A 23,114-nucleotide genomic window follows, 5' to 3' on the forward strand; every position below is an offset into this window, starting at 1 on the left:
CCTAGATGATTGCCGCGCATATCAGCGTAATGCCGCGGGCTTGGATCTGGTCGCGGGCCTCAAGCGGCAGGCGATCATCGGTGATAAGGGTATGGACGCTGCTCCACGGCAGTTCCAGGTTGGGAATCTTGCGGCCGATCTTGTCGGATTCGACCATCACCACCACTTCACGAGCGACCTCGGCCATGACGCGGCTCAGGCCCAGCAATTCGTTGAAGGTGGTGGTACCCCGTTGCAGATCGATGCCGTCGGCGCCGATAAACAGCTGGTCAAAGTCATAGGAACGCAGCACTTGCTCGGCGACCTGGCCCTGGAACGAGTCCGAATGCGGGTCCCAGGTGCCACCGGTCATCAACAGCACTGGCTCATGCTCCAGTTCGCTTAACGCGCGGGCGACGTGGAGGGAGTTGGTCATCACCACCAGGCCGGGCTGGTGGCCCAACTCGGGGATCATGGCGGCGGTGGTGCTGCCGCTGTCGATGATGATGCGCGCGTGTTCGCGCAGGCGCATGACGGCAGCACGGGCAATGGCGCGCTTGTACACCGAGATGGGCTGGGTGGCGTCGCCCACCAGTTCCTGGGGCATGGTGATCGCGCCACCGTAGCGGCGCAGCAACAGGCCATTGCTTTCGAGGGCGGCTAGGTCCTTGCGGATCGTGACTTCCGAAGTTTCGAAACGCTTGGCCAACTCGTCCACGCTGACTTCGCCCTGTTCATTGAGCAAGGTCAGGATGTTGTGGCGTCGCTGGGGGGTATTTCGTTTCGACATGGTGACGGTAAGTTTCGTTTCGAAAGATAACGAAGGCAATCAAAACCTATTGTCGAAAGGTCGTCAAGGGGGCGAGGACATTTTTTATTTACCCGCACACGAATGTGGGAGCGGGCTTGCTTGCGAATGCGCGGGTCCAGTCGCCACTTCCGGTGACTGGCACTTCGCATTCGCAAGCAAGCCCGCTCCCACAGGGGGTTACTTGTCGCTGTCGAGAATGTGGATAAGTCAGGTCTTCTTGATTTTGACCGGGCGTTTCCAGCCGTCGATGTTGCGTTGACGGGCGCGGGCTACTGCCAGTTGGGACTTATCCACATCCTGGTTGATGGTTGAGCCTGCGGCGGTACTGGCGCCATCGTCGAGGGTAACCGGGGCGACCAGCGAATTATTGGAACCGATAAACACGTCCGCACCAATGGTGGTCTGGTGTTTATTGGCGCCATCGTAGTTGCACGTGATGGTGCCGGCGCCGATGTTGGTTCGCGCGCCGACGGTAGCATCACCCAGGTAGGTCAGGTGACCGACTTTGGCTTCGGCATCCAACTTGGCGTTTTTCAGTTCAACAAAGTTACCCACATGGGCCTTGGCTCCCAGCACGCTACCTGGACGCAGCCGCGCAAAAGGGCCGGCGTCGCTGCCCTCGCCCATCACCGCACCGTCTATGTGGCTGTTGGCCTTGATCACCACGCCCTTACGCAGGGTACTGTCCTTGATCACGCAGTTAGGACCAATCACCACGTCGTCTTCGATGACCACACGGCCTTCGAGGATCACGTTGATATCGATCAGCACGTCGCGGCCGACGGTCACTTCCCCGCGCACATCGAAACGCGCCGGGTCACGCAGGGTCACACCCTGGGCCATCAGGCGGCGGCCTTCGCGCAGTTGATAGTGACGCTCCAGCTCGGCCAGTTGCTTGCGGTCGTTGGCGCCCTGCACTTCCATCGGGTCGTGGGGCTGTTCGGTCGCAACCAGCAGGCCATCGCTTACGGCCATTTCGATGACGTCGGTGAGGTAGTACTCGCCCTGGGCGTTGTTGTTGGACAGGCGGCTCATCCAGTCGCCGAGCTTATCGGCTGGGACAGCCAGGATCCCGGTGTTGCCCTCGGTGATCGCACGCTGGGCTTCGCTAGCGTCTTTGTGCTCAACGATGGCGGCTACCTTGCCATCGGCGTTGCGCACGATACGTCCGTAGCCGGTGGGATCATCCAGTTCAACGGTCAGCAGGCCCATCTGGCCAGGCACTACGTGCTTGAGCAGGCGTTGCAGGGTTTCCACTTCAATCAGCGGCACGTCGCCGTAGAGGATCAGCACGGTGTCGGCGGTGATGAACGGCACGGCTTGGGCGGTGGCGTGGCCGGTGCCCAGCTGCTTGTCTTGCAATACGAAATTCAGATCGTCCGCGGCGAGGCGTTCACGCACCGCATCGGCACCGTGCCCGATTACGACGTGAATGCGCTGTGGGTCGAGCTGCCGGGCACTGTGGATAACATGGCCCAGCATGGAATTACCGGCAACCGGGTGCAGCACCTTGGGCAAGGCCGAACGCATACGGGTGCCCTGGCCTGCGGCGAGAATGACGATTTCAAGAGACATGAGTGGCTACCAATCCTAGGCGGTCCGGCTTCAGACCAAAGAAGTGTTTTGCAAAAAAAGAAAAAGGGTAGCCGAGGCTACCCTTTTTAATCAATCGCGCTTGAAGCATGACGGCATGGCCGCTTACTTCTTGCGGATCTGCTGGAGCGTGCGCAGCTGAGCTGCAGCCTCGGCCAGACGTACAGCAGCAGCGCTGTAGTCGAAGTCCGCACCCTTTTCGTTCAGGGCCTTCTCAGCAGCCTTGACGGCTTCCTGAGCGGAGGCTTCATCCAGGTCGCCAGCACGTTGCACGGTGTCGGCAAGTACCTTGACCATGTTCGGCTGAACCTCGAGGAAACCACCGGAGATGTAAAACACCTCCTTTTCCCCGCCTTGCTTGGTCAGAGTGATCGGACCTGGCTTCAAGCTGGTGATCAACGGCGCGTGACCCATGGCAATACCAAGGTCACCGAGTTCGCCGTGTGCAATCACCATCTCTACCAGACCGGAGAAGATTTCCCCTTCCGCGCTGACGATATCGCAATGGACTGTCATAGCCATCTGATTGCCTCAACCTGATGAGCGCCCGTTTCCGGGCGCCTGGATTACAGTTTCTTGGCTTTCTCGATCGCTTCTTCGATGCCGCCGACCATGTAGAACGCTTGTTCTGGCAGGTGGTCGTAGTCACCGTTGAGGATGCCTTTGAAGCCAGCAATGGTGTCTTTCAGGGAAACGTATTTACCCGAGGCACCGGTGAAGACTTCAGCCACGAAGAACGGCTGCGACAAGAAACGCTGGATCTTACGAGCACGGTTTACCAACTGCTTGTCGGCTTCCGACAGCTCGTCCATACCCAGGATCGCAATGATGTCCTTCAGTTCTTTGTAACGCTGCAGCACGTACTGAACGCCGCGAGCGGTGTCGTAGTGCTCCTGGCCGATCACGTTCGGGTCCAGCTGGCGCGAAGTCGAGTCGAGTGGATCGACCGCTGGGTAGATACCCAGGGAAGCGATGTCACGGGACAGAACGACGGTGGCGTCCAAGTGGGCGAAGGTGGTCGCTGGCGACGGGTCGGTCAAGTCATCCGCAGGTACGTATACCGCTTGGATCGAAGTGATCGAACCTTCCTTGGTCGAAGTGATACGTTCTTGCAGAACGCCCATCTCTTCAGCCAGGGTCGGCTGGTAACCTACTGCGGAAGGCATACGGCCCAGCAGTGCGGATACTTCAGTACCGGCCAGGGTGTAACGATAGATGTTGTCGACGAACAGCAGAACGTCGTTACCTTCGTCACGGAACTTCTCGGCCATGGTCAGGCCAGTCAGTGCTACGCGCAGACGGTTACCCGGCGGCTCGTTCATCTGACCGTAAACCAGTGCCACCTTGTCCAGAACGTTGGAGTCCTTCATCTCGTGGTAGAAGTCGTTACCCTCACGGGTACGCTCACCCACACCGGCGAACACGGAATAACCGCTGTGCTCGATGGCGATGTTACGGATCAGTTCCATCATGTTTACGGTCTTGCCTACACCGGCACCACCGAACAGACCGACTTTACCGCCTTTGGCGAACGGGCAAACCAGGTCGATAACCTTGATGCCGGTTTCCAGCAGGTCGTTGCCGCCAGCTTGTTCCGCGAACGAAGGTGCTGGACGGTGAATGCCCCAACGCTCTTCGGTGTCGATCGGACCAGCTTCGTCAATCGGGTTGCCCAGTACGTCCATGATCCGGCCCAGGGTCGCTTTACCGACCGGTACGGAGATGGCTGCGCCAGAGTCGACAACGTCCAGACCGCGCTTCAAGCCTTCGGTGGAACCCATCGCAATGGTACGAACTACGCCGTCGCCCAGCTGCTGCTGAACTTCCAGAGTAGTGTCCGCGCCTTGTACTTTCAGCGCGTTGTAGATGCTCGGTACGCTGTCGCGTGGAAATTCCACGTCGATAACGGCGCCGATGATTTGAACGATACGTCCGCTACTCATAGCTGGATCCTCTGAATATTTGAACCGTTAAACCGCGGCAGCGCCGCCGACGATTTCCGAGATCTCTTGGGTGATCGCAGCCTGACGCGCCTTGTTGTAGATCAGCTGCAAATCGCTGATCAGATCACCGGCGTTATCGGTAGCGTTTTTCATCGCGATCATCCGCGCCGCTTGTTCAGCTGCGTTGTTCTCGACCACCGCCTGGTACACCTGCGACTCCACGTAGCGCACCATCAAGCCGTCAAGCAGCTCTTTGGCGTCTGGTTCGTAGAGGTAGTCCCAGTGGTGCTTGAGTTCCTGATCCGGAGTCGCCACCAGTGGAATCAATTGCTCCACGGTTGGCTGCTGGGTCATGGTGTTGATGAACTTGTTGGATACCACGGAGAGGCGATCAATCCGGCCTTCCAGGTACGCATCCAGCATCACCTTCACGCTGCCGATCAAATCATTGATCGACGGCTCTTCACCCAGGTGGCTGATAGCTGCTACGACGTTACCGCCGAAGTTGCGGAAAAAGGCCGCACCCTTGCTACCAACAACACACAGATCGATCTCGACGCCTTTTTCGCGGTTTACCGCCATGTCCTTGACCAGGGCCTTGAACAGGTTGGTATTCAAACCACCGCACAAACCACGGTCACTGCTCACAACCACATAACCCACACGCTTAACTTCGCGGTCGATCATGAATGGGTGGCGGTATTCCGGGTTGGCGTTGGCCAGATGCCCAATTACCTGGCGGATACGCTCCGCATAAGGACGGCTAGCAGCCATGCGCATTTGTGCCTTGCGCATTTTGCTGACCGCCACTTTTTCCATGGCGCTGGTAATTTTTTGCGTGCTTTTGATGCTCGCAATCTTACTGCGAATCTCTTTTGCGCCTGCCATGTAACACCTATCAGGTTAGCAAGCGGGAGCCTTGCGGCTCCCGCTGCGGCTTACCAGGTTTGGGTGGCCTTGAACTTCTCGATACCGGCTTTCAGGCCAGCGTCGATTTCGTCATTGAAGTCACCCTTCACGTTGATCTTGGCCAACAAGTCGGCGTGATCGCGGTTGAAGTAAGCAATCAGCGCTTGTTCAAAGCTGCCGACCTTGGCGATTTCGACGTCAGTCAGGAACCCACGCTCAGCGGCATACAGCGACAACGCCATGTCAGCGATCGACATTGGGGCGTATTGCTTCTGCTTCATCAGCTCGGTAACGCGCTGACCATGCTCAAGTTGCTTACGGGTCGCTTCGTCCAGGTCAGAAGCGAACTGGGCGAATGCCGCCAGTTCACGGTACTGAGCCAGAGCGGTACGGATACCACCGGAGAGCTTCTTGATGATCTTGGTCTGAGCGGCACCACCCACACGGGATACCGAAACACCGGCGTTCACTGCAGGGCGGATGCCCGAGTTGAACATGGCCGATTCCAGGAAGATCTGACCGTCGGTGATGGAAATCACGTTGGTCGGAACGAACGCGGAAACGTCGCCAGCCTGGGTTTCGATGATCGGCAGTGCGGTCAGGGAACCGGTTTTGCCGGTCACTGCGCCGTTGGTGAACTTCTCTACGTACTCTTCCGAAACGCGGGATGCGCGCTCCAGCAGACGGGAGTGGAGATAGAACACGTCGCCTGGGTAAGCTTCACGGCCTGGTGGACGGCGCAGCAGCAGGGAAATCTGGCGGTAAGCCACTGCTTGCTTGGACAGATCGTCATAAACGATCAGCGCGTCTTCACCGCGGTCGCGGAAGAATTCACCCATGGTGCAACCGGCATACGGTGCCAGGTATTGCAGTGCAGGCGATTCCGAAGCACTGGCAGCCACGATGATCGTGTTTTTCAGTGCGCCGTTCTCTTCCAGCTTGCGAACCACGTTGGCGATGGTCGATTGCTTCTGACCGATGGCTACGTAGACGCAGAAAATGCCGCTGTCTTTCTGGTTGATGATCGCGTCGATCGCCAGAGCGGTTTTACCGATCTGACGGTCACCGATGATCAGCTCACGCTGGCCACGGCCGACAGGGATCATGGCATCGACAGCCTTGTAGCCAGTCTGTACAGGCTGGTCTACCGACTTACGCCAGATCACGCCTGGAGCAACTTTCTCGACCGCGTCGGTCTCGGTGTTGCCCAGTGGACCTTTGCCGTCAACAGGGTTACCCAGTGCGTCGACTACGCGACCCAGCAGTTCCTTACCAACCGGAACCTCCAGGATGCGGCCGGTGCACTTGGCGCTCATGCCTTCAGCCAGAGACTGGTAAGCGCCCAGGATAACGGCACCTACGGAGTCTTGCTCCAGGTTGAGGGCCATACCGAAGACGCCGCCCGGAAACTCGATCATCTCGCCGGACATTACGTCGGCCAGACCGTGAATCCGCACAATACCGTCAGATACGCTGACGACAGTGCCTTCGTTACGGGCTTGGGAGGTCACATCGAGCTTGTCGATGCGGCCCTTGATAATTTCACTTATTTCGGAAGGATTGAGTTGCTGCATTGCTCTGCTGCCCCTTCAAACTCAAGATTTCAATGCTTCGGCAAGATTCGCGAGTTTGCCGCGAATCGAGCCATCGATAACCAGGTCGCCGGCGCGAATGACAATGCCCCCAATGAGGGACTTGTCTTCCGCAACTTGCAGGCGCACTTCCCGGTCGAGTCGTGCACTGAGAACCTTGGCGAGTTTGTCTTGCTGTTCTTGGTTCAATGCAAAAGCACTGGTCACTTCAACGTCTACCGACTTCTCTTGCTCGGCCTTGTACAGGTCGAACAGAGCGGCAATCTCCGGCAGAAGCAGGAGACGGTCGTTTTCGGCAACGACGTGGATGAAGTTCTGCACTTTCACATCAAACTTGTCGCCGCACACTTCAATAAAAGTGGCGGCCTTGTCTGCGCTCGTCAGTCGCGGGGCCTTGAGCACGCGCTGCATTGTGTCGTCTTGCGACACTGCTGCAGCCAGGCCGAGCATGGCTGACCAAGAGGCCAGCTGCTGGTGGGCCTGGGCGTGCTCGAAGGCTGCCTTAGCGTAAGGTCGGGCCAACGTGGTCAATTCTGCCATGATCGCCCTCGCTTAAATTTCAGCAGCCAGTTTGTTTACCAGCTCCGCGTGCGCGTTTTGATCGATTGTGGCACCCAGGATCTTCTCAGCACCGCCGACGGCCAGAGCACCCAGTTGGGCACGCAGCGCATCTTTGACACCGTTCAGTTCCTGCTCGATCTCGGCCTGAGCCTGAACCTTCACACGGTCAGCGTCGATACGGGCTTTTTCAACAGCCTCTTCAACAATCTGGTTACCGCGTTTCTTGGCTTGCTCAATGATTTCGGCTGCTTGAGCTTTCGCTTCGCGCAGTTGTTGACCCGCTTTATCTTGGGCCAACTCCAGGTCGCGAGCTGCTCGTGCTGCAGCGTCCAGCCCATCCGCGATCTTCTTCTGACGTTCGTGCAGAGCTGCGATGACCGGAGGCCATACGAACTTCATGCAGAAAACGACAAAAATCAAGAACGCTAAGGACTGACCAATAATGGTTGCATTAATGTTCACGCCAATACCTCGCTCATTCGTTGCACAACACACCAATCACTCGAAAAAACGAGTGATTAACCGGCGAGTTGACCAACGAAAGGGTTCGCGAAGGTGAAGAACAGAGCGATACCAACACCGATCATGGTCACGGCGTCGAGCAGGCCGGCGACGATGAACATTTTAACTTGCAGCATTGGAACCATTTCTGGCTGACGCGCTGCGCCTTCCAGGAACTTGCCGCCCAGCAGGCCGAAACCAATGGCAGTACCCAGGGCGCCCAGGCCGATCAACAGTGCAACAGCGATAGCGGTTAGACCAACTACAGTTTCCATCTTTCCTCCCGACTTTTACGTCGTATGGTTTAGGTTTTTTAGATTTTAAAGCGGTAAAACAAATCGTTTCATAGCCCTGGTGGGCCACCTTCCCGTTTGACCGGGAAGGACATCAGACTAGTCGAGACTGGTCTTAATGGTTCTCTTCGTGCGCCATCGACAGGTAGACGATGGTCAGCATCATGAAGATGAAGGCCTGCAGGGTGATGATCAGGATGTGGAACACAGCCCACGCCCACTGCAGGACAATGCCCAGGCCGCTAAGCCAGAGCAGGCCGCTGCCGAACATCACAGCGATCAGAATGAACACCAACTCGCCGGCATACATGTTGCCGAACAGTCGCAGGGCCAGGGAAATCGGCTTGGCGACCAGGGTCACGAATTCCAGCAGGAAGTTCACCGGGATCAGCAGGGCTTGAACGAAAATGTTCTTGCTGCCGAACGGGTGCAGGGTCAGTTCGCCAATAAAGCCGCCAATGCCCTTGATCTTGATGCTGTAGAAAATGATCAACGCGAATACCGACAGGGCCATGCCCAGGGTAGCGTTAGGGTCAGTGGTCGATACGGCACGGAATGGAATGTGTGGGTCGCCGCTGATCGCCATGGCCAACTGAGGAATCCAGTCAACCGGGATCAGGTCGACGGCGTTCATCAGGAACACCCAGACGAAGATGGTCAGTGCCAGCGGTGCGATCACCGGGCTACGGCCATGGAAGCTGTCTTTCACGCTGCCATCGACGAATTCGACCAGTACTTCAACGAAGTTCTGCAAAGCACCTGGCTGACCGGAAGTCGCCTTCTTTGCCGCCATGCGGAAAATGAAGACGAAAATCAGACCCAATGCGACCGACCAGCCCAGAGTATCCAGGTGGAAAGCCCAGAAGCCCATTTCTTTGGCCTCTGCTGCGGAGTGGGCAAAGCCCCAGCCGCCATTAGGAAGCTGACCGAAGGTCAGGTTCTGCAAGTGGTGCTGGATATAGCCCGAAGCGGTTGTTTCTGCCATGGTTGCCTCAAACGCCCTAAGGTTTCGAAAGTCTTGTTTTCATTAGCAGGGGAGCGAACCAGCTGACCAGTTGGGTCAACACGAAGACGCCGAATACAGCCAGCGGCGCCAATGGCTTCACACCTGCAAAGGTCAGTGCAAACAGCACTGCCGTCAAAATCAGTTTCCCCGCCTCGCCGGCATAAAATGACCGGACGATAGCCTGGGCTGCTCGGGCGCCGGAAAACCGAAAGGCCCTGTGAGCAAAATACATATTGGGCAGCAAGGCTATCAGGCCCCCGCAGAGTCCTGAATATCCGGCAACGACTCCATGCCCGTACCAAAGCGCCAATGCGGCGATCAGCAAAATGACAAATTGAGCCAATAAAACCGGAAAAACGGCCAAGCGACGGAACGGCAACGTGTTTGGCGTGCGGGTTTCCATCACTCTTGCTCCTCAATGGTCGGCTGCCGGATATCAATAACTTGGCATAATTTGTGCCGACAAAATGCGCGCAGAGTATAGGGGCGGTTCTGCCCCTATTCAACTGTCGGGTAGTGATTTCCGATCACGCGCTACATGAGCAAATGTTTCAGTGAATGTTTCAACGGATGTGGGCAAGGACGCCTTGAAGCTCGTCGAGGGAGTTATATCCGATGACCAATTGCCCTTTGCCTTTCTTACCGTGGCGAATTTGCACCGCAGAGCCCAGGCGCTCGGCCAGGCGCTGCTCGAGACGAGCGATATCCGGATCAGGTTTAACCGTTTCGACCGGTGCAGGTTTACCGCTGAGCCACTGGCGAACCAGCGCCTCGGTCTGGCGAACGGTGAGCCCTCGTGCGACAACGTGTCGCGCCCCTTCAACCTGTTGATTTTCCGGTAAACCGAGCAAAGCACGGGCGTGACCCATCTCCAGGTCGCCGTGGGACAACATGGTCTTGATGACTTCCGGCAACGCGATCAGGCGCAACAAGTTGGACACGGTCACGCGGGATTTACCCACCGCCTCGGCCACTTGTTGCTGGGTCAGCTGGAACTCTTGCTGCAAACGCTGCAGAGCGATCGCTTCTTCGATCGGGTTGAGGTCTTCGCGCTGGATGTTCTCGATCAGCGCCATGGCGATGGCGGTTTCATCCGGCACATCGCGCACCATCGCCGGAATGGTTTCCTTGCCAGCCTGTTGGCTCGCACGCCAGCGGCGCTCGCCGGCGATGATTTCAAAGCGGCCGCCACCAATCGGGCGCACCACGATCGGCTGCATCACACCCTGGGCCTTGATCGAATTGGCCAGTTCTTCCAGTGCCTGGGGGTCCATGTCGCGGCGCGGCTGATATTTGCCGCGCTGGATCAGGTCCAACGGCAGGTGTTGCAGCTCGCGCTCGTCGGCCTGCACCGCTTGTTCTTCAAGCGATGTGACGGTCGGACCACTCAACAGTGCATCCAGTCCACGTCCGAGACCTCGTTTCTTGACGGCCATGGGGATTCCTTAAGTTGGCTGGGCTGCAGCGGTGCGTGAGTTGCGGCGTTGGCGACGAACCATCTCGCCGGCCAGCGCCAGGTAGGCAATGGCGCCACGGGATTGCTTGTCGTAGGCCAGGGCCGGCATGCCGTAGCTCGGGGCTTCGGCCAAACGGATGTTGCGCGGGATCACCGTGTCGTACAACTGATCACCGAAGTGTTCCTTGAGCTGCGCCGACACATCGTTCATCAGGCTCAGGCGTGGGTCGAACATGGTCCGCAACAGGCCTTCGATCTGCAAGTTCGGGTTGAGCAACTCGGCGATGCGCTTGATGTTATCCACAAGGTCGCTCAGACCTTCCAGCGCGTAGTACTCGCACTGCATGGGGATAATCACACCATCGGCGGCCACCAACGCGTTCAAGGTCAGCATCGACAGTGACGGCGGGCAGTCGATCAAAATGTAGTCGTAATTCTCACGGATTGGCGCCAAGGCGCTGCGCAGACGGCTTTCTTTCATCTGCATTTCCAGCAGCACCACTTCCGCCGCGGTCAAATCGCGGTTGGCCGGCAGCAGTTGATAACCACCGTGTTCGGAATAGTGCATGGCCTGGGCCAGGTCGCACTCGCCAATCAGCAAGTCGTAGACCGAGTTTTCCAGGCCGTGTTTATCCACACCGCTACCCATGGTGGCGTTGCCCTGTGGATCGAGATCGATCAACAGCACCCGGCGCTTGGTCGCGACCAGGGATGCTGCGAGGTTGATGCAGGTGGTGGTTTTGCCCACGCCACCTTTCTGGTTCGCTATCGCGAATACCTTAGCCATTCTTGCTTGTGTTCCCAATCATGCCGTGCGGCGCAGTATCAGCAGATGGCGTTGGCCTTGGCAACCGGGTACAGCCAAGGCGTGTTCGCTATCGAGGTGGAAGTCTGCCGGCAATGCTAACAGCTCATCGCTTGGATGGACGCCCTTCATTGCCAGCCAGCGGGTGTCGCGGTCGCCAAGATGGCGAGTCCAGTTGCTGAAGTTCTCCATGCTGCTGAATGCCCTGGAAACAATTCCGGTGAAAGGCTGTTCAGGCGTGAAGGCTTCGACACGACTGTGGATAACCTGCAGGTTATCCAGCTTGAGTTCGAGTTTGACCTGAGTCAGGAAGCGGGTTTTCTTGCCGTTGCTGTCCAGGCAGGTCACTTGGGAGCCGGGAAACAGGATGGCCAACGGAATGCCAGGCATGCCGCCGCCACTGCCAACGTCCAACCAACGGCCGTTTTCGATGAATGGCATCACGCTCAAGCTGTCGAGCAAGTGACGGGACACCATTTCGTCGGGATCACGCACCGCTGTCAGGTTGTAAGCCTTGTTCCATTTGATCAACAGGGCCAGATAGCCCAGCAGCAATTCATGCTGGGCCGGGGTCAGGTCGACGCCCAACTGGCGTGCACCTGTGGATAACTCTTCGGCGTGTTGCGAGGTGACCAACGAACTCAAGCGCTTTGCTCCAACTGACGGCCCGCGCCGCGTTTTTTCAAATGAATCATCAGCAGCGATATCGCCGCCGGGGTGACGCCTGGGATACGTGAAGCCTGCCCCAGGGTTTCCGGCCGAGTTATCCCCAGCTTGCTTTGGATTTCTTTCGACAGCCCGGAAATCCCGGTGTAATCGATGTCCGCAGGCAGCTTGGTGTCTTCACTGGCGCGCAGGCGAGCGATCTCGTCCTGTTGGCGGTCAATGTAACCGGCGTATTTGGTCTTGATTTCGACCTGCTCGGCGACCTGTGGATCTTCTGCGCCCTGGCCGGTCACTTCGACCAGACCAGCGTAGTCGATTTCCGGACGTGACAGCAGGTTGAGCAAGTTGTACTCGTGGGTCAGCGGCGTGCCGAATTTTTCAGCGATCGCATCGCCTTGTTCAGTCCCCGGGCGAACCCAGGTGCTTTTCAGGCGCTGCTCTTCCAATGCAATGCTTTCACGTTTTTTGCAGAAGGCTTCCCAACGCACATCATCGACCAGCCCAAGTTCACGACCTTTTTCGGTCAGGCGCAGGTCGGCGTTGTCTTCGCGCAGGATCAAACGGTATTCCGCCCGGGAAGTGAACATCCGGTACGGTTCCTGTGTGCCCAGGGTAATCAGGTCATCGACCAATACACCGATGTACGCTTCGTCGCGACGCGGGCACCAGCTGTCTTTGCCTTGCGCACGCAGCGCAGCGTTGGTTCCGGCCAGCAAACCTTGGGCGCCGGCTTCTTCGTAACCGGTGGTGCCGTTGATTTGCCCGGCGAAGAACAGACCGCCAATGACTTTGGTTTCCAGGCTGTACTTCAGGTCGCGGGGGTCGAAGTAGTCGTATTCGATGGCGTAGCCCGGACGCACGATGTGCGCGTTTTCCATGCCGCGGATCGACTGCACGATCTGGATCTGCACGTCGAACGGCAAGGACGTGGATATTCCGTTCGGGTACAGCTCGTGAGTGGTCAAGCCTTCGGGCTCGATGAAGACCTGGTGGCTTTCCTTGTCGGCAAAGCGGTGGATCTTGTCTTCGATCGACGGGCAATAACGCGGGCCGATGCCTTCGATTACCCCGGAATACATCGGCGAACGGTCGAGGTTCGCGGCAATGATCTCGTGGGTGCGGGCATTGGTGTGGGTAATCCAGCAACTCACCTGTTTCGGGTGCTGCGCTTTGGACCCCATGAACGACATGACCGGGATCGGCGTATCGCCGGCCTGTTCGGTCATCACCGAGAAATCCACGGAACGCCCATCGATTCGCGGCGGGGTCCCGGTTTTCAGGCGGCCGACACGCAGTGGCAATTCACGCAGGCGTTTTGCCAGGGCAATCGACGGCGGGTCACCGGCGCGACCGCCGGAATAGTTCTGCATACCAATGTGGATAAGTCCGCCGAGGAACGTACCGGTGGTCAACACCACGGATTCTGCGAAGAACCGCAGGCCCATTTGGGTGACAACACCGCGTACCTGGTCTTGTTCGACGATCAGGTCATCCGCTGCTTGTTGAAATATCCACAGGTTCGGCTGGTTTTCCAGGGTTTCGCGCACGGCAGCCTTGTACAGGATGCGGTCTGCTTGAGCACGGGTAGCACGTACGGCCGGGCCTTTGCGACTGTTGAGCACACGAAATTGAATACCACCCTTATCGGTAGCCATGGCCATCACGCCGCCAAGGGCATCGATTTCCTTGACCAGGTGACTTTTGCCGATCCCACCGATGGCAGGGTTGCAACTCATTGCTCCGAGGGTTTCCACGTTGTGCGTCAACAACAGGGTTTTTACGCCCATGCGTGCTGACGCCAGTGCTGCCTCGGTACCGGCATGACCGCCGCCGATGACGATCACTTCAAAACGGGAAGGGAAATCCACCACGCACCTCGTGCCTGCTTATGTAGGTAATCAGGAATTGTCTGTTGAAAGAGTTTTAGAGCTTTGGCGGCAAGTATAGGGACTTAGCCCTTCCTAAAGAACCCTTTGCACAAAATTTAACCAGCTGTGGATGAATCACAGACAATAGAAATTAAAAGAGAGAAATTTATTAAATCTTTGTTTTTATGTTTATTTATACTGAGCAACCTTTCTGTGGATAGATCTCTACAGGCCCCTATTTACTTAGTGTACAGAGATTCAAAAGTCTGTGGTCATGTGCCAATGAGGCCCTTGGATAAGTGCTTTAAGCCTGTGGATTAAAGCGATGGTTATCCACAGAAGGGTTTTTACTCAGGTTTCAGGGCCTGTTATCAACTGGGCACAGAGGCGGTTATTCACAGGGCTTAATCCACATAAATCGCCACACCCCTGGGTATTTCGTCCACGACGAAGCCATCCGAAACCTCCCACCCGGTAGTAAGCACAGCCAAAAAAGAGATCTATTGTGAGAAAACAGCGGGGCAGTTAATAATAGCGATTATCATTAACCTACTTTGTCATGCCCTATGTCCCCTTCTTCACACACGGCTGCGGTCCAGAACATCTACGAGCAGCACCATTCCTGGTTGCATGGGTGGCTCAAAGGCAAGTTGCATAACGCCTGCGATGCGGCCGATGTGGCGCACGATACGTTCGTGCGTATCTTGGGTGGGCGACATGCAGCGCAGATCCTTGAACCACGTGACTATCTGGCGACCATCGCCAGGGGCCTGGTGATTGATCGTTACCGTCGGCATGCCATCGAGCAGGCCTACAAGCAAACCTTGGCCGAACGGCCTGACGCCACGGCCATCAGTGAAGAAGACAAAGCCATCATCATCGAGACACTGGTGGCCGTTGATAAAGCCTTGGCCGGGCTCGGCGAGCGAGCTCGGCGGATCTTCATGCTGTCGCAGGTCGAGGGCCTGACTTATCAACAGATCGCGGATGAACTGCAGGTGTCATTGACCACGGTGAAGAAGCACATGATCCGTGCATTGACTGAATGCTCACTGATCATGGCCAGCCTGTAATGGCGAACCCCGATCGCAAGACCTTTGAGGCCGCTGCCACTTGGTATGTACAGTTTCAATCCCAAGTGCCTACCGCTGCCGAACGCCTGGCCTGGCAACAATGGCTCAACGGCGATCCGTCCCATCAGGCCGCGTGGAACCAGATGGAACAACTGCAGCGCAGCCTTGGCGCACTGCCGCAGGACTTCACCCGCCGCGCATTGTCGACCACCCAGCAACGTCGCCAGGTACTGAAGTGGATGCTGGTGCTCGGCGGTACTGGGTATCTCGGTTGGAATCTCCAGCAGCACACGCCCCTGGGCAATGTGTGGGCTGACTACCGTACGTCTGTGGGGGAACGCCGGCGCATCGAACTGGCCGATGGCACGCGGATTGATCTTAATACCCGCACAGCGATTGACGTGGTGTTCGACGGGCGCCAGCGATTGGTGCGCCTGCGCGAAGGTGAAGTACTTATCCACACTGGGAAATTGGGTGGGCAGACACCGTTTTATGTCGAGACCCGCCAAGGCCGAGTCCAAGCGTTGGGCACCACGTTCACTGTGCGCCAGTTGCCAGACGCCACGCGCGTCGGCGTCCTGGAGGATCGGGTGAGCGTGTCGCCAGGGGACCAACCTAACCACGCACGACTGCTTGGGGCCGGGGAAAGCGCTGACTTTGATCGCCAAAACGTGGGGCTGGACCGTGTGTATAGCGGGTCACAGGCGGCCTGGGTTGATGGCCAACTGATCGTCTTGGACGCTCGCCTCGGAGATGTGATCGAAGACCTCGCCCGCTACCGTCCGGGTGTCCTGCAATGCGACTTGGCTTCGGCACGTCTACGTGTTTCCGGGACCTTCCGCCTGGATTCTACCGACGCAGTACTGGCCAACCTGCAGGCAACCCTGCCGATCCAGGTGAAGTACTTCACTCGTTATTGGGTTTCGGTGAAACGAATCGGTTGATCGCAAAAAAAATCGCACAAGGGGTTATCTTTTTTTTACCTGGAACGGCCCTACAGGTAATCACGACGCCACCTTCAGGGCTTATCCACCTATGCGCCTTCCTCCCAAGCTCCGCCAGCGACTTTCCTACCACGGTATGACCTGCAGCCTCCTGCTCGGCACGGCAGCCACCGCTGGGGTTGTGCTCTCTACTGATGCCATGGCCGCCAGCGCGGTGCAGCATTACATCATTGCCGCGGGTCCCCTGGACAATGCCTTGAGCCAGTTTGCCGCCAGGGCGAATGTGATCTTGTCGTTCTCGCCCCAGCAAACCGCGCGTTTGAACACGACTGGGCTGGAAGGTGACTATTCGGTGGAGCAAGGCTTTGCCCTGTTGTTGCAGAACACGGGGTTGCAAGCCGTCACCCAGGCGCCTGGCAGTTATGTCCTGCAGGCTATTCCCGCAGGGCAACTCACGCTCGCGCCTACCACCGTCAGCACTTATCAACAGGCGGGTTTCAATCAAGAGATTGCCGGGGATGTGGGCTACAAGGCGCAAAATAGCCGTATTGGTACCAAGACCAGCACACCTCTGTCGGAAACACCGCGTTCGGTATCGGTCGTGACCGGCCAGCGCATCAAGGACCAGAAGTCGCAGACCCTGACCGAAGTATTGGGTTACGTGCCAGGTATCTTCGCGCCACCTTTTGCTGCCGGCGATGGTCTGGCGGGTGATTTATTCTTCATTCGCGGTTTCAATGCCACGGATTACGGCTACGGTCTGCTGCGAGATGGCCTGCGCGTACAAGGCAATCGGTACGACACCACCAGTGAGCCCTATGGCCTGGAACGGGTCGAAATCTTCCGTGGCCCTTCTTCCCTGCTCTACGGCGAAAACGCGCCTGGTGGTTTGGTGAACCTGGTGAGCAAACACCCTACTGCGACGCCGCAAGGTGAAGTGCAGCTGGGTTATGGCTCGAATAATCGCCGTCAATTGGGTGTGGATATCTCGGGGCCGCTCAACGACAGCGACAACATTCTTGGTCGCGTTGTAATGCTCGGGCGTAAGTCCGACACGCAGACTGACCATGTGCCCGATGATCGCCTGTATATCGCCCCCTCACTGACCCTGAATTTCGACGATTACAACACCCTCACGCTGTTGGCCAATTACCAGAAGGACCACACCAACCTCGAACTTGGCCTACCGGCCGCTGGCACCTTGCTTACAAATCCCAATGGCAAGCTGTCCAAGCACACCATGCTCGGCGATCCGGATTGGAATACGTTCGAACGTGAAGCCTGGAGCACCGGCTACGAATTCAGCCACAGCTTCAACGATGATTGGCAGTTCCGTCAGAACTCGCGCTATATGCAGTCGCGCATCAACCGCCATGAGACCTGGCCCAGCACGCTGAACAACCGCGGTTTCGGTACTCAACTGAACATGACCGCCTACGACCGCTATAACAAGTCGATGGTCTACTCCCTGGATAACCAGTTGGAAGGCAAATTCCAGGTCGGTGGCCTGGAAAATACCGTGCTGTTCGGTGCCAGTTACGACCGCACCTCTTTCAACCAGGATTGGGACGCAGGCTTCGCCGGCACCATCAATGTGTATAACCCCGTGTACCTGCGCGATCCGCTTACCCCAGTGGCCGTGCAAAACACCTTGCTCGAACAGCAAATGAAGGGCGTTTATGCACAGGTCCAAAGCAAGTATGACCATTGGTTGTTCCTGCTGGGTGGCCGTCAGGATTGGGTCGACAGCGATTTCCGCGACAAGGTCAACAAAGCCAGCAACACCCGCTCGGAAGACCGCAAGTTCACTTACCAGGGCGGGGTGATGTACCAGTTCGACAATGGCCTCACGCCGTATGTCAGCTACTCCACCGCATTCGTGCCTGTGCAGCAGATCTCCAACGCGGGTTCACCGTTAAAGCCGATTACCAGCAGCCAGTACGAAGTGGGTGTGAAATACGAACCGATCGGCTGGGATACGGCGATGACCCTGTCGGTGTATGACTTGCGCAAGGAAGACGACACCTACCTGGACGCCACCACCAACAGCTACCGCCAGGTGGGCGAGAGCCGCGCCAAAGGTGCGGAAGTCGAGGTGAACAGCAACATCACACCCAACCTGAATGTGACAGCGGCCTACACCTACACTGACGCTCGGATTACCAAGGATTCGGCGACATCGCTGGTCGAGGGGCGCCAAATGACGGGGGTTCCACGCAACCAGGCCTCAGTGTGGGGCAAATACCGTTTCCTCGACGGTCAGCTCAAAGGCTTGTCCCTGGGCGGCGGCGTGCGGTATTTCGACAGCACGTTTTCCTACACGGCGCCAACGCTTTACGGGAAGCTGGACGCAGGGAGCGTCACCCTGGTGGACGCAGCCGTTGGTTATCAGATCGACAAACACTGGTCTGTGGACGTGAACGCCAAGAACCTGTTCGACAAGGAATATGTATCTGGTTGCAACGATGCGGGCCGCTGCTATTGGGGCGACAGCCGTACGCTGCTTGGGACGGTTTCGTACAACTGGTGATGGATAACGGCCTGAAGAATCCAGATGTTCTTCAGGCCGCCAGTGCCCACAGAGACTGTGGATAACTTGGCTATTTGCCGATGCAAAAGCTGGAAAAGATCCGCCCTAACAAATCATCGGAGCTGAATGCACCGGTGATTTCACCCAACAGCTGCTGTGCCTGACGCAGATCCTCAGCCAGCAGCTCCCCTGCCCCCGCCAGCGTCAGCTGGGCCCGGCCGTGCTCCAACGCCGCGCTCGCATGGCGCAACGCCTCCAGGTGCCTGCGGCGCGCGCTGAAGCTGCTTTCCGAGGTTTGCTCGTAGCCCATGCAGGCCTTGAGGTGCTCGCGCAGCAATTCCAGGCCTTCTCCCGCCGCCTTGGCGCTGAGGCTGATGGTGACATGGCCATCCGCGCTGGTTTCCATCGCAATGGCTTCGCCCGTCAGGTCGGCTTTGTTGCGAATCAAGGTGACTTTCGCCGGGTCCGGACGTTGCTCGAGGAATTCCGGCCACAATGCAAAAGGATCCATCGCTTCGGGCGCCGTGGCATCGACCACCAGCAGCACCCTGTCCGCTTCGCCGATGGCTTTGAGCGCGCGTTCCACCCCGATCTTTTCCACCTGGTCTTCGGTATCGCGCAAGCCGGCGGTATCGACCACGTGCAGTGGCATGCCGTCGATGTGGATATGTTCACGCAGGATATCCCGAGTGGTGCCGGCAATCTCGGTAACGATAGCGGCTTCACGCCCCGCCAGCGCATTGAGCAAGCTGGATTTGCCGGCGTTAGGTCGCCCAGCGATCACCACCGTCATGCCGTCACGTAGCAGTGCGCCCTGCCCAGCTTCGCGCAGCACTGTGGATAACTCTTCGCGCACTTTATCCAGCATGGCCAACACGTGGCCATCGGCGAGAAAGTCAATTTCCTCCTCCGGGAAATCAATCGCTGCCTCGACGTAGATGCGCAGGCTGATCAACTGCTCGGTCAAGTTATGCACACGCAGGGAAAAAGCGCCCTGCAGCGAGCGCAGTGCATTGCGTGCCGCCTGTGCCGAACTGGCTTCGATCAAATCAGCGATGGCTTCGGCCTGGGCCAGGTCGAGTTTGTCGTTCAGGAAGGCGCGCTCACTGAATTCCCCTGGACGCGCCAAGCGGCAGCCCAATTGCAGGCAGCGCTGCAACAACATATCCAGTACAACCGGGCCGCCGTGCCCCTGTAATTCCAGGACATCTTCGCCTGTGAATGAGTTCGGCCCCGGGAAATAGATAGCCAGGCCTTCATCCAGCACACTGTCGTCAGCATCCAGGAACTGGCCGTAATGGGCGTAGCGCGGCTTCAGCTCACGGCCACTGATGGCCTTGGCTGCCACACTCGCAAGCGGTCCAGAGATACGAACGATACCGACACCGCCGCGACCCTGAGCGGTAGCGACAGCAGCGATGGTTTCACGGGGAGCGCTCATCAGCAGGTTCCAGAATTAAAGTGACGGAAAGCAAAACGCCCCACTAGGGGGCGTCTTGAGTGGTTATCCACAGAGTAAATTACGCAGAGGCTTTCGCGGTAGCCGCTTCGATTTTACGTGTGATGTACCACTGTTGAGAGATCGACAACACGTTGTTGACCACCCAGTACAGCACCAGACCAGCAGGGAACCACAGGAAGAAGAAGGTGAAAATGATTGGCATCATTTTCATTACCTTGGCCTGCATCGGATCCGGCGGAGTCGGGTTCAGACGCTGCTGGATAAACATGGTCGCGCCCATGATGATCGGCAGGATAAAGAACGGGTCTTTGATCGACAGGTCAGTTATCCACAGCATGAACGGTGCCTGACGCATTTCCACGCTTTCCAGCAGTACCCAGTACAGCGACAGGAATACCGGCATCTGCACCAGAATCGGCAAGCATCCACCCAGCGGGTTGATCTTCTCTTTCTTGTACAGCTCCATCATGGCCTGCGACATTTTCTGCCGGTCGTCGCCATGTTGTTCTTTCAGCGCCGCCAGTTTCGGAGCCACGGCACGCATGCGCGCCATCGACTTGTAGCTGGCTGCCGACAGAGGGAAGAAGATCCCCTTGATCAGCATGGTGAGGAAGATGATCGAGAAGCCCCAGTTACCCACAATGCTGTGGATATGTTGCAGCAACCAGAAAATCGGCTGAGCAATGAACCACAGGAAGCCGTAATCCACAGTCAGTTCCAGACCTGGGGACAACTCTTTCAGTACGGCCTGGCTTTTCGGACCGGCGTACAGAGTGGCACTGGTTTCAGCCTTGGCACCTGGCGCGACGGTCAACGCCGGGCCAGTAAAACCAATGATGTAGTTACTTTGGCTGTCCTTGCGGGTTTGAACCAGGTTGGCTTCACCTTTGCTCGGGATCCAGGCAGTCACGAAGTAGTGTTGCAGCCAAGCTACCCAACCACCTTGGACAGTTTCTTTCAGCGAGCCCTTGTCGATATCTTTCATCGACACTTTTTTGTACGGCTCGCTACTTGTCCACAGGGCGGCGCCCAGGTAAGTCGCGGTGCCGGTGGCAGTGCTGGAAGAAGGATCGGAGCTGGCATCACGCTTGAGCTGGGCAAACAGGTTGCCGCTCCATGGCTTGTCGCTTTCGTTGTCGATCAGGTAAGTGACCTTCAAGTCGTACAGACCACGGGTAAAGCTGAAGCGCTTGATGTAGTTGACGCCGTCGAGGCTGAATTTCAGGTCGACGTTCAACTGGTTCTGGCCATCAGCCAGTTGATAAGTCTTCTGTTCGGTCGAATAAACCGGACGACCGGTAGCACGAGCATCCGGACCGTTGGTGCCGGTCAGGCCGCTTTGCGCCAGATAAGTACGTTCACCACCGTTATCGAACAGTTGGAACGGAACATCCGGATGGTCTTGGCGACGTGGATACAGCGGCAGTTTCAACTGCGCGATATCACCACCTTGTGGGTCGATAGCCAGGTCGAGCACATCCGTTTTGACGTGGATGAGGTCTTTATTGGTGACCACTGGCGTCTCTAAAGGGGCGCTTGTCTCGCCATTCGCGCTGGGAACATCGGCACTCGCGGACGCATTGTTACCCAGCGGGGTGTCCGGAATAGCCGGCGCAGCCTGATTGGTAGCAACATTCTGAGTCGGCAGGGCAGCTTGGCCGTAGTCCTGGTTCCACTTAAGAACCATGACGTAGGACACGATTGCCAGGGCGACGATCAGGATCGTGCGTTTAATATCCATGATTACTCGGCCATCGAAGAAGAACGGGAGGTAGGGATAGGCGGAACCGGGTCATAACCACCGGGATTCCACGGATGACAGCGACCTAAACGACGAAAGGTCAGCCAGCCACCGCGCAGAAGACCATGATTTTCTATGGCCTCTAACGCGTAGCAGGAACAACTGGGGTAGAAACGACAGTGGCTGGCCATCAGAGGACTAATGGCATAGCGATAAAACTGGATCGGAACGAGGGCCAGTTTACGCATCAGTGCTGTCTACCCCTACAGTTTCGGCGTTGGCCGCTGGAGCTGGTTTGTTGGTACGCGCCAGACGTTTCCAGAGCTTGCCGAAATGCTGAATCAATTCGGGGTTTTCTACATCACCCAAGCCTTTGCGCGCGACGATAACAATATCCCAACCAACCAGAGTGTCCTGGTGGAGGCGAAACGATTCGCGCATCAGACGCTTGAGGCGATTGCGCTCAACGGAGAGCTTTACGCTCTTCTTGCCGATCACCAACCCGAGACGGGGGTGATCAAGATCGTTGTTACGCGCAAGGAGCAGGAGATTTTTCCCCGGAACCTTGCCGGTGGGGGAGTCAAAGACTGCCTTGAAATGCCGGGGGGTTAGCAGACGCTTTTCCCGACTGAAGTCCTGACTCACCACCAGTACCGGATTATCAAACTGCCAGACGCGCACGACCTTTGGCGCGGCGACGCGACAGGACAGCACGGCCGTTCTTGGTGGCCATGCGAGCACGGAAGCCGTGGGTACGGGCGCGTTTGATGGTGCTTGGTTGGAAAGTACGTTTCATGGCGTTGTTACCTGGTTCGTCCACAACGGGCCGGAATGGCCCCCGTTTTAAGAGACCGGCGATTCTAGAGAAAGCAAGCCTCTAGGTCAATTTCCAACCAGCTTTTCCTTTAATTAGATATCTACCGGTCATTTACCTTTTTCTGTCCGCTTGGCTTTCTTGGCTCGTGGCATAGATATAAAAATAAAGAAGGAAGTTATTTAAAGCTTTTCTGTAAAGCTTATAAAAGCTAGGCAGGCAATCATCTGTGGATAACTGCATTGAGGCCTTGTTCCACCTGATGTACAGAGAATGACAACACGGGGGAGAAACGGTGCTCTGCCTGTGCTGCGCTGTCGGATAAGCTGTGTGTGGAATGGCGAGTTATCCACAGGCCAGTTACCCACAGACTTTTGACCCCACTTGTACAACGACCTCAAGGGCGCTTATCCACAGAGCTTATGCACAGACCATTGGTCGCCTTTATTGCTGTTAAGACGTTGATTTTGGCTGGCCTGTGATCAACCTACATGTGGATAAGTGGGCGGCTCGCCGCTACAATGGCGGCTGTTTTTGCCTCACCGGCTTTCAACTTAGGGGATATCC

23 protein-coding genes are annotated in these 23,114 nt (G+C 57.1%); 3 read left to right on the forward strand and 20 right to left on the reverse strand.

What is annotated here, in order from left to right:
• Position 1 precedes the first annotated feature (1 nt).
• From PF1751_RS27905 to mnmG, 15 genes are all read right to left on the reverse strand, one after another.
• Positions 2 to 769, reverse strand: a complete 768-nt coding sequence (locus PF1751_RS27905) for a DeoR/GlpR family DNA-binding transcription regulator (RefSeq protein ID WP_010207681.1) — start codon at positions 767 to 769, stop codon at positions 2 to 4.
• Positions 770 to 997: 228 nt separating this feature from the next.
• On the reverse strand, positions 998 to 2,365 hold the full coding sequence (gene glmU, locus PF1751_RS27910) for a bifunctional UDP-N-acetylglucosamine diphosphorylase/glucosamine-1-phosphate N-acetyltransferase GlmU (protein ID WP_042571103.1): 1,368 nt from the start codon (positions 2,363 to 2,365) through the stop codon (positions 998 to 1,000).
• A gap of 123 nt (positions 2,366 to 2,488) precedes the next feature.
• Positions 2,489 to 2,905 (reverse strand): F0F1 ATP synthase subunit epsilon, encoded by a 417-nt coding sequence (locus tag PF1751_RS27915; protein WP_003177061.1) that lies wholly within the window; start codon positions 2,903 to 2,905, stop codon positions 2,489 to 2,491.
• A gap of 44 nt (positions 2,906 to 2,949) precedes the next feature.
• Positions 2,950 to 4,326, reverse strand: a complete 1,377-nt coding sequence (gene atpD / locus PF1751_RS27920) for a F0F1 ATP synthase subunit beta (protein WP_010207684.1) — start codon at positions 4,324 to 4,326, stop codon at positions 2,950 to 2,952.
• 27 nt (positions 4,327 to 4,353) lie between these two features.
• Positions 4,354 to 5,214, reverse strand: coding sequence for a F0F1 ATP synthase subunit gamma (atpG, locus tag PF1751_RS27925; RefSeq protein ID WP_010207685.1), 861 nt, complete (start codon positions 5,212 to 5,214; stop codon positions 4,354 to 4,356).
• A 50-nt stretch (positions 5,215 to 5,264) separates the two neighbouring features.
• A complete protein-coding gene (gene atpA, locus PF1751_RS27930) occupies positions 5,265 to 6,809 on the reverse strand; it encodes a F0F1 ATP synthase subunit alpha (protein ID WP_010207686.1) in 1,545 nt (514 codons plus the stop codon).
• Positions 6,810 to 6,830: 21 nt separating this feature from the next.
• Positions 6,831 to 7,367: a F0F1 ATP synthase subunit delta gene (locus PF1751_RS27935; RefSeq protein ID WP_010207689.1), complete on the reverse strand. Its 537-nt coding sequence runs from the start codon at positions 7,365 to 7,367 to the stop codon at positions 6,831 to 6,833.
• A 12-nt stretch (positions 7,368 to 7,379) separates the two neighbouring features.
• Positions 7,380 to 7,850, reverse strand: a complete 471-nt coding sequence (locus PF1751_RS27940) for a F0F1 ATP synthase subunit B (protein WP_008439543.1) — start codon at positions 7,848 to 7,850, stop codon at positions 7,380 to 7,382.
• Positions 7,851 to 7,906: 56 nt separating this feature from the next.
• Entirely contained in the window at positions 7,907 to 8,164 is a 258-nt protein-coding gene (gene atpE / locus PF1751_RS27945; RefSeq protein WP_002555987.1) for a F0F1 ATP synthase subunit C, read from the reverse strand.
• A gap of 133 nt (positions 8,165 to 8,297) precedes the next feature.
• Complete coding sequence (gene atpB, locus PF1751_RS27950; RefSeq protein ID WP_010207690.1) at positions 8,298 to 9,167, reverse strand: F0F1 ATP synthase subunit A; 870 nt, start codon at positions 9,165 to 9,167, stop codon at positions 8,298 to 8,300.
• A 16-nt stretch (positions 9,168 to 9,183) separates the two neighbouring features.
• Entirely contained in the window at positions 9,184 to 9,591 is a 408-nt protein-coding gene (locus PF1751_RS27955; protein WP_010207692.1) for a F0F1 ATP synthase subunit I, read from the reverse strand.
• Positions 9,592 to 9,751: 160 nt separating this feature from the next.
• Positions 9,752 to 10,624, reverse strand: a complete 873-nt coding sequence (locus PF1751_RS27960) for a ParB/RepB/Spo0J family partition protein (RefSeq protein WP_010207694.1) — start codon at positions 10,622 to 10,624, stop codon at positions 9,752 to 9,754.
• A gap of 9 nt (positions 10,625 to 10,633) precedes the next feature.
• A complete protein-coding gene (locus PF1751_RS27965; protein WP_010207696.1) occupies positions 10,634 to 11,431 on the reverse strand; it encodes a ParA family protein in 798 nt (265 codons plus the stop codon).
• A gap of 18 nt (positions 11,432 to 11,449) precedes the next feature.
• Entirely contained in the window at positions 11,450 to 12,094 is a 645-nt protein-coding gene (gene rsmG, locus PF1751_RS27970; RefSeq protein WP_038454092.1) for a 16S rRNA (guanine(527)-N(7))-methyltransferase RsmG, read from the reverse strand.
• Positions 12,091 to 13,983 (reverse strand): tRNA uridine-5-carboxymethylaminomethyl(34) synthesis enzyme MnmG, encoded by a 1,893-nt coding sequence (gene mnmG / locus PF1751_RS27975; RefSeq protein ID WP_010207706.1) that lies wholly within the window; start codon positions 13,981 to 13,983, stop codon positions 12,091 to 12,093. Before mnmG ends, rsmG begins: the two co-directional genes overlap by 4 nt.
• Positions 13,984 to 14,549: 566 nt before the next feature.
• Between mnmG and PF1751_RS27980 the strand changes: the two genes are divergently transcribed.
• The 3 genes from PF1751_RS27980 to PF1751_RS27990 all read left to right on the forward strand — a co-directional run bounded on the left by PF1751_RS27980 (position 14,550) and on the right by PF1751_RS27990 (position 18,530).
• Positions 14,550 to 15,056, forward strand: coding sequence for a sigma-70 family RNA polymerase sigma factor (locus PF1751_RS27980; protein ID WP_029529036.1), 507 nt, complete (start codon positions 14,550 to 14,552; stop codon positions 15,054 to 15,056).
• Positions 15,056 to 16,000: a FecR domain-containing protein gene (locus PF1751_RS27985; protein WP_010207708.1), complete on the forward strand. Its 945-nt coding sequence runs from the start codon at positions 15,056 to 15,058 to the stop codon at positions 15,998 to 16,000. Before PF1751_RS27980 ends, PF1751_RS27985 begins: the two co-directional genes overlap by 1 nt.
• Positions 16,001 to 16,091: 91 nt before the next feature.
• Positions 16,092 to 18,530 carry a TonB-dependent siderophore receptor gene (locus PF1751_RS27990; protein WP_029529037.1) on the forward strand — a complete coding sequence of 813 codons (2,439 nt, stop codon included), beginning with the start codon at positions 16,092 to 16,094 and terminating at the stop codon, positions 18,528 to 18,530.
• 70 nt (positions 18,531 to 18,600) lie between these two features.
• On the opposite strand, the gene mnmE is transcribed toward PF1751_RS27990, so the two are convergent.
• The 5 genes from mnmE to rpmH form a co-directional block, all read right to left on the reverse strand.
• Entirely contained in the window at positions 18,601 to 19,971 is a 1,371-nt protein-coding gene (gene mnmE / locus PF1751_RS27995) for a tRNA uridine-5-carboxymethylaminomethyl(34) synthesis GTPase MnmE (protein ID WP_042571104.1), read from the reverse strand.
• Positions 19,972 to 20,050: 79 nt separating this feature from the next.
• Positions 20,051 to 21,733, reverse strand: coding sequence for a membrane protein insertase YidC (yidC, locus tag PF1751_RS28000; RefSeq protein WP_044288090.1), 1,683 nt, complete (start codon positions 21,731 to 21,733; stop codon positions 20,051 to 20,053).
• A gap of 2 nt (positions 21,734 to 21,735) precedes the next feature.
• Positions 21,736 to 21,981, reverse strand: coding sequence for a membrane protein insertion efficiency factor YidD (yidD, locus tag PF1751_RS28745; protein ID WP_010207715.1), 246 nt, complete (start codon positions 21,979 to 21,981; stop codon positions 21,736 to 21,738).
• Positions 21,974 to 22,378, reverse strand: coding sequence for a ribonuclease P protein component (rnpA, locus tag PF1751_RS28750; protein ID WP_029529038.1), 405 nt, complete (start codon positions 22,376 to 22,378; stop codon positions 21,974 to 21,976). The genes yidD and rnpA overlap by 8 nt, the downstream gene beginning before the upstream one ends.
• Positions 22,379 to 22,394: 16 nt before the next feature.
• Entirely contained in the window at positions 22,395 to 22,529 is a 135-nt protein-coding gene (gene rpmH, locus PF1751_RS28010; protein ID WP_003213577.1) for a 50S ribosomal protein L34, read from the reverse strand.
• Between the last annotated feature and the right edge of the window lie 585 nt (positions 22,530 to 23,114).

The organism is Pseudomonas simiae (assembly GCF_000934565.1).
Classification (GTDB): Bacteria; Pseudomonadota; Gammaproteobacteria; order Pseudomonadales; family Pseudomonadaceae; genus Aquipseudomonas; species Aquipseudomonas simiae.

Coding starts and splice junctions, on each gene's coding strand:
- PF1751_RS27905 (WP_010207681.1), bottom strand. CDS start 769: ATGTCGAAACGAAATACCCCCCAGCGACGCCACAACATCCTGACCTTG.
- glmU (WP_042571103.1), bottom strand. CDS start 2,365: ATGTCTCTTGAAATCGTCATTCTCGCCGCAGGCCAGGGCACCCGTATG.
- PF1751_RS27915 (WP_003177061.1), bottom strand. CDS start 2,905: ATGGCTATGACAGTCCATTGCGATATCGTCAGCGCGGAAGGGGAAATC.
- atpD (WP_010207684.1), bottom strand. CDS start 4,326: ATGAGTAGCGGACGTATCGTTCAAATCATCGGCGCCGTTATCGACGTG.
- atpG (WP_010207685.1), bottom strand. CDS start 5,214: ATGGCAGGCGCAAAAGAGATTCGCAGTAAGATTGCGAGCATCAAAAGC.
- atpA (WP_010207686.1), bottom strand. CDS start 6,809: ATGCAGCAACTCAATCCTTCCGAAATAAGTGAAATTATCAAGGGCCGC.
- PF1751_RS27935 (WP_010207689.1), bottom strand. CDS start 7,367: ATGGCAGAATTGACCACGTTGGCCCGACCTTACGCTAAGGCAGCCTTC.
- atpE (WP_002555987.1), bottom strand. CDS start 8,164: ATGGAAACTGTAGTTGGTCTAACCGCTATCGCTGTTGCACTGTTGATC.
- atpB (WP_010207690.1), bottom strand. CDS start 9,167: ATGGCAGAAACAACCGCTTCGGGCTATATCCAGCACCACTTGCAGAAC.
- PF1751_RS27955 (WP_010207692.1), bottom strand. CDS start 9,591: ATGGAAACCCGCACGCCAAACACGTTGCCGTTCCGTCGCTTGGCCGTT.
- PF1751_RS27960 (WP_010207694.1), bottom strand. CDS start 10,624: ATGGCCGTCAAGAAACGAGGTCTCGGACGTGGACTGGATGCACTGTTG.
- PF1751_RS27965 (WP_010207696.1), bottom strand. CDS start 11,431: ATGGCTAAGGTATTCGCGATAGCGAACCAGAAAGGTGGCGTGGGCAAA.
- PF1751_RS27980 (WP_029529036.1), top strand. CDS start 14,550: ATGTCCCCTTCTTCACACACGGCTGCGGTCCAGAACATCTACGAGCAG.
- PF1751_RS27985 (WP_010207708.1), top strand. CDS start 15,056: ATGGCGAACCCCGATCGCAAGACCTTTGAGGCCGCTGCCACTTGGTAT.
- PF1751_RS27990 (WP_029529037.1), top strand. CDS start 16,092: ATGCGCCTTCCTCCCAAGCTCCGCCAGCGACTTTCCTACCACGGTATG.
- mnmE (WP_042571104.1), bottom strand. CDS start 19,971: ATGAGCGCTCCCCGTGAAACCATCGCTGCTGTCGCTACCGCTCAGGGT.
- yidC (WP_044288090.1), bottom strand. CDS start 21,733: ATGGATATTAAACGCACGATCCTGATCGTCGCCCTGGCAATCGTGTCC.
- yidD (WP_010207715.1), bottom strand. CDS start 21,981: ATGCGTAAACTGGCCCTCGTTCCGATCCAGTTTTATCGCTATGCCATT.
- rpmH (WP_003213577.1), bottom strand. CDS start 22,529: ATGAAACGTACTTTCCAACCAAGCACCATCAAACGCGCCCGTACCCAC.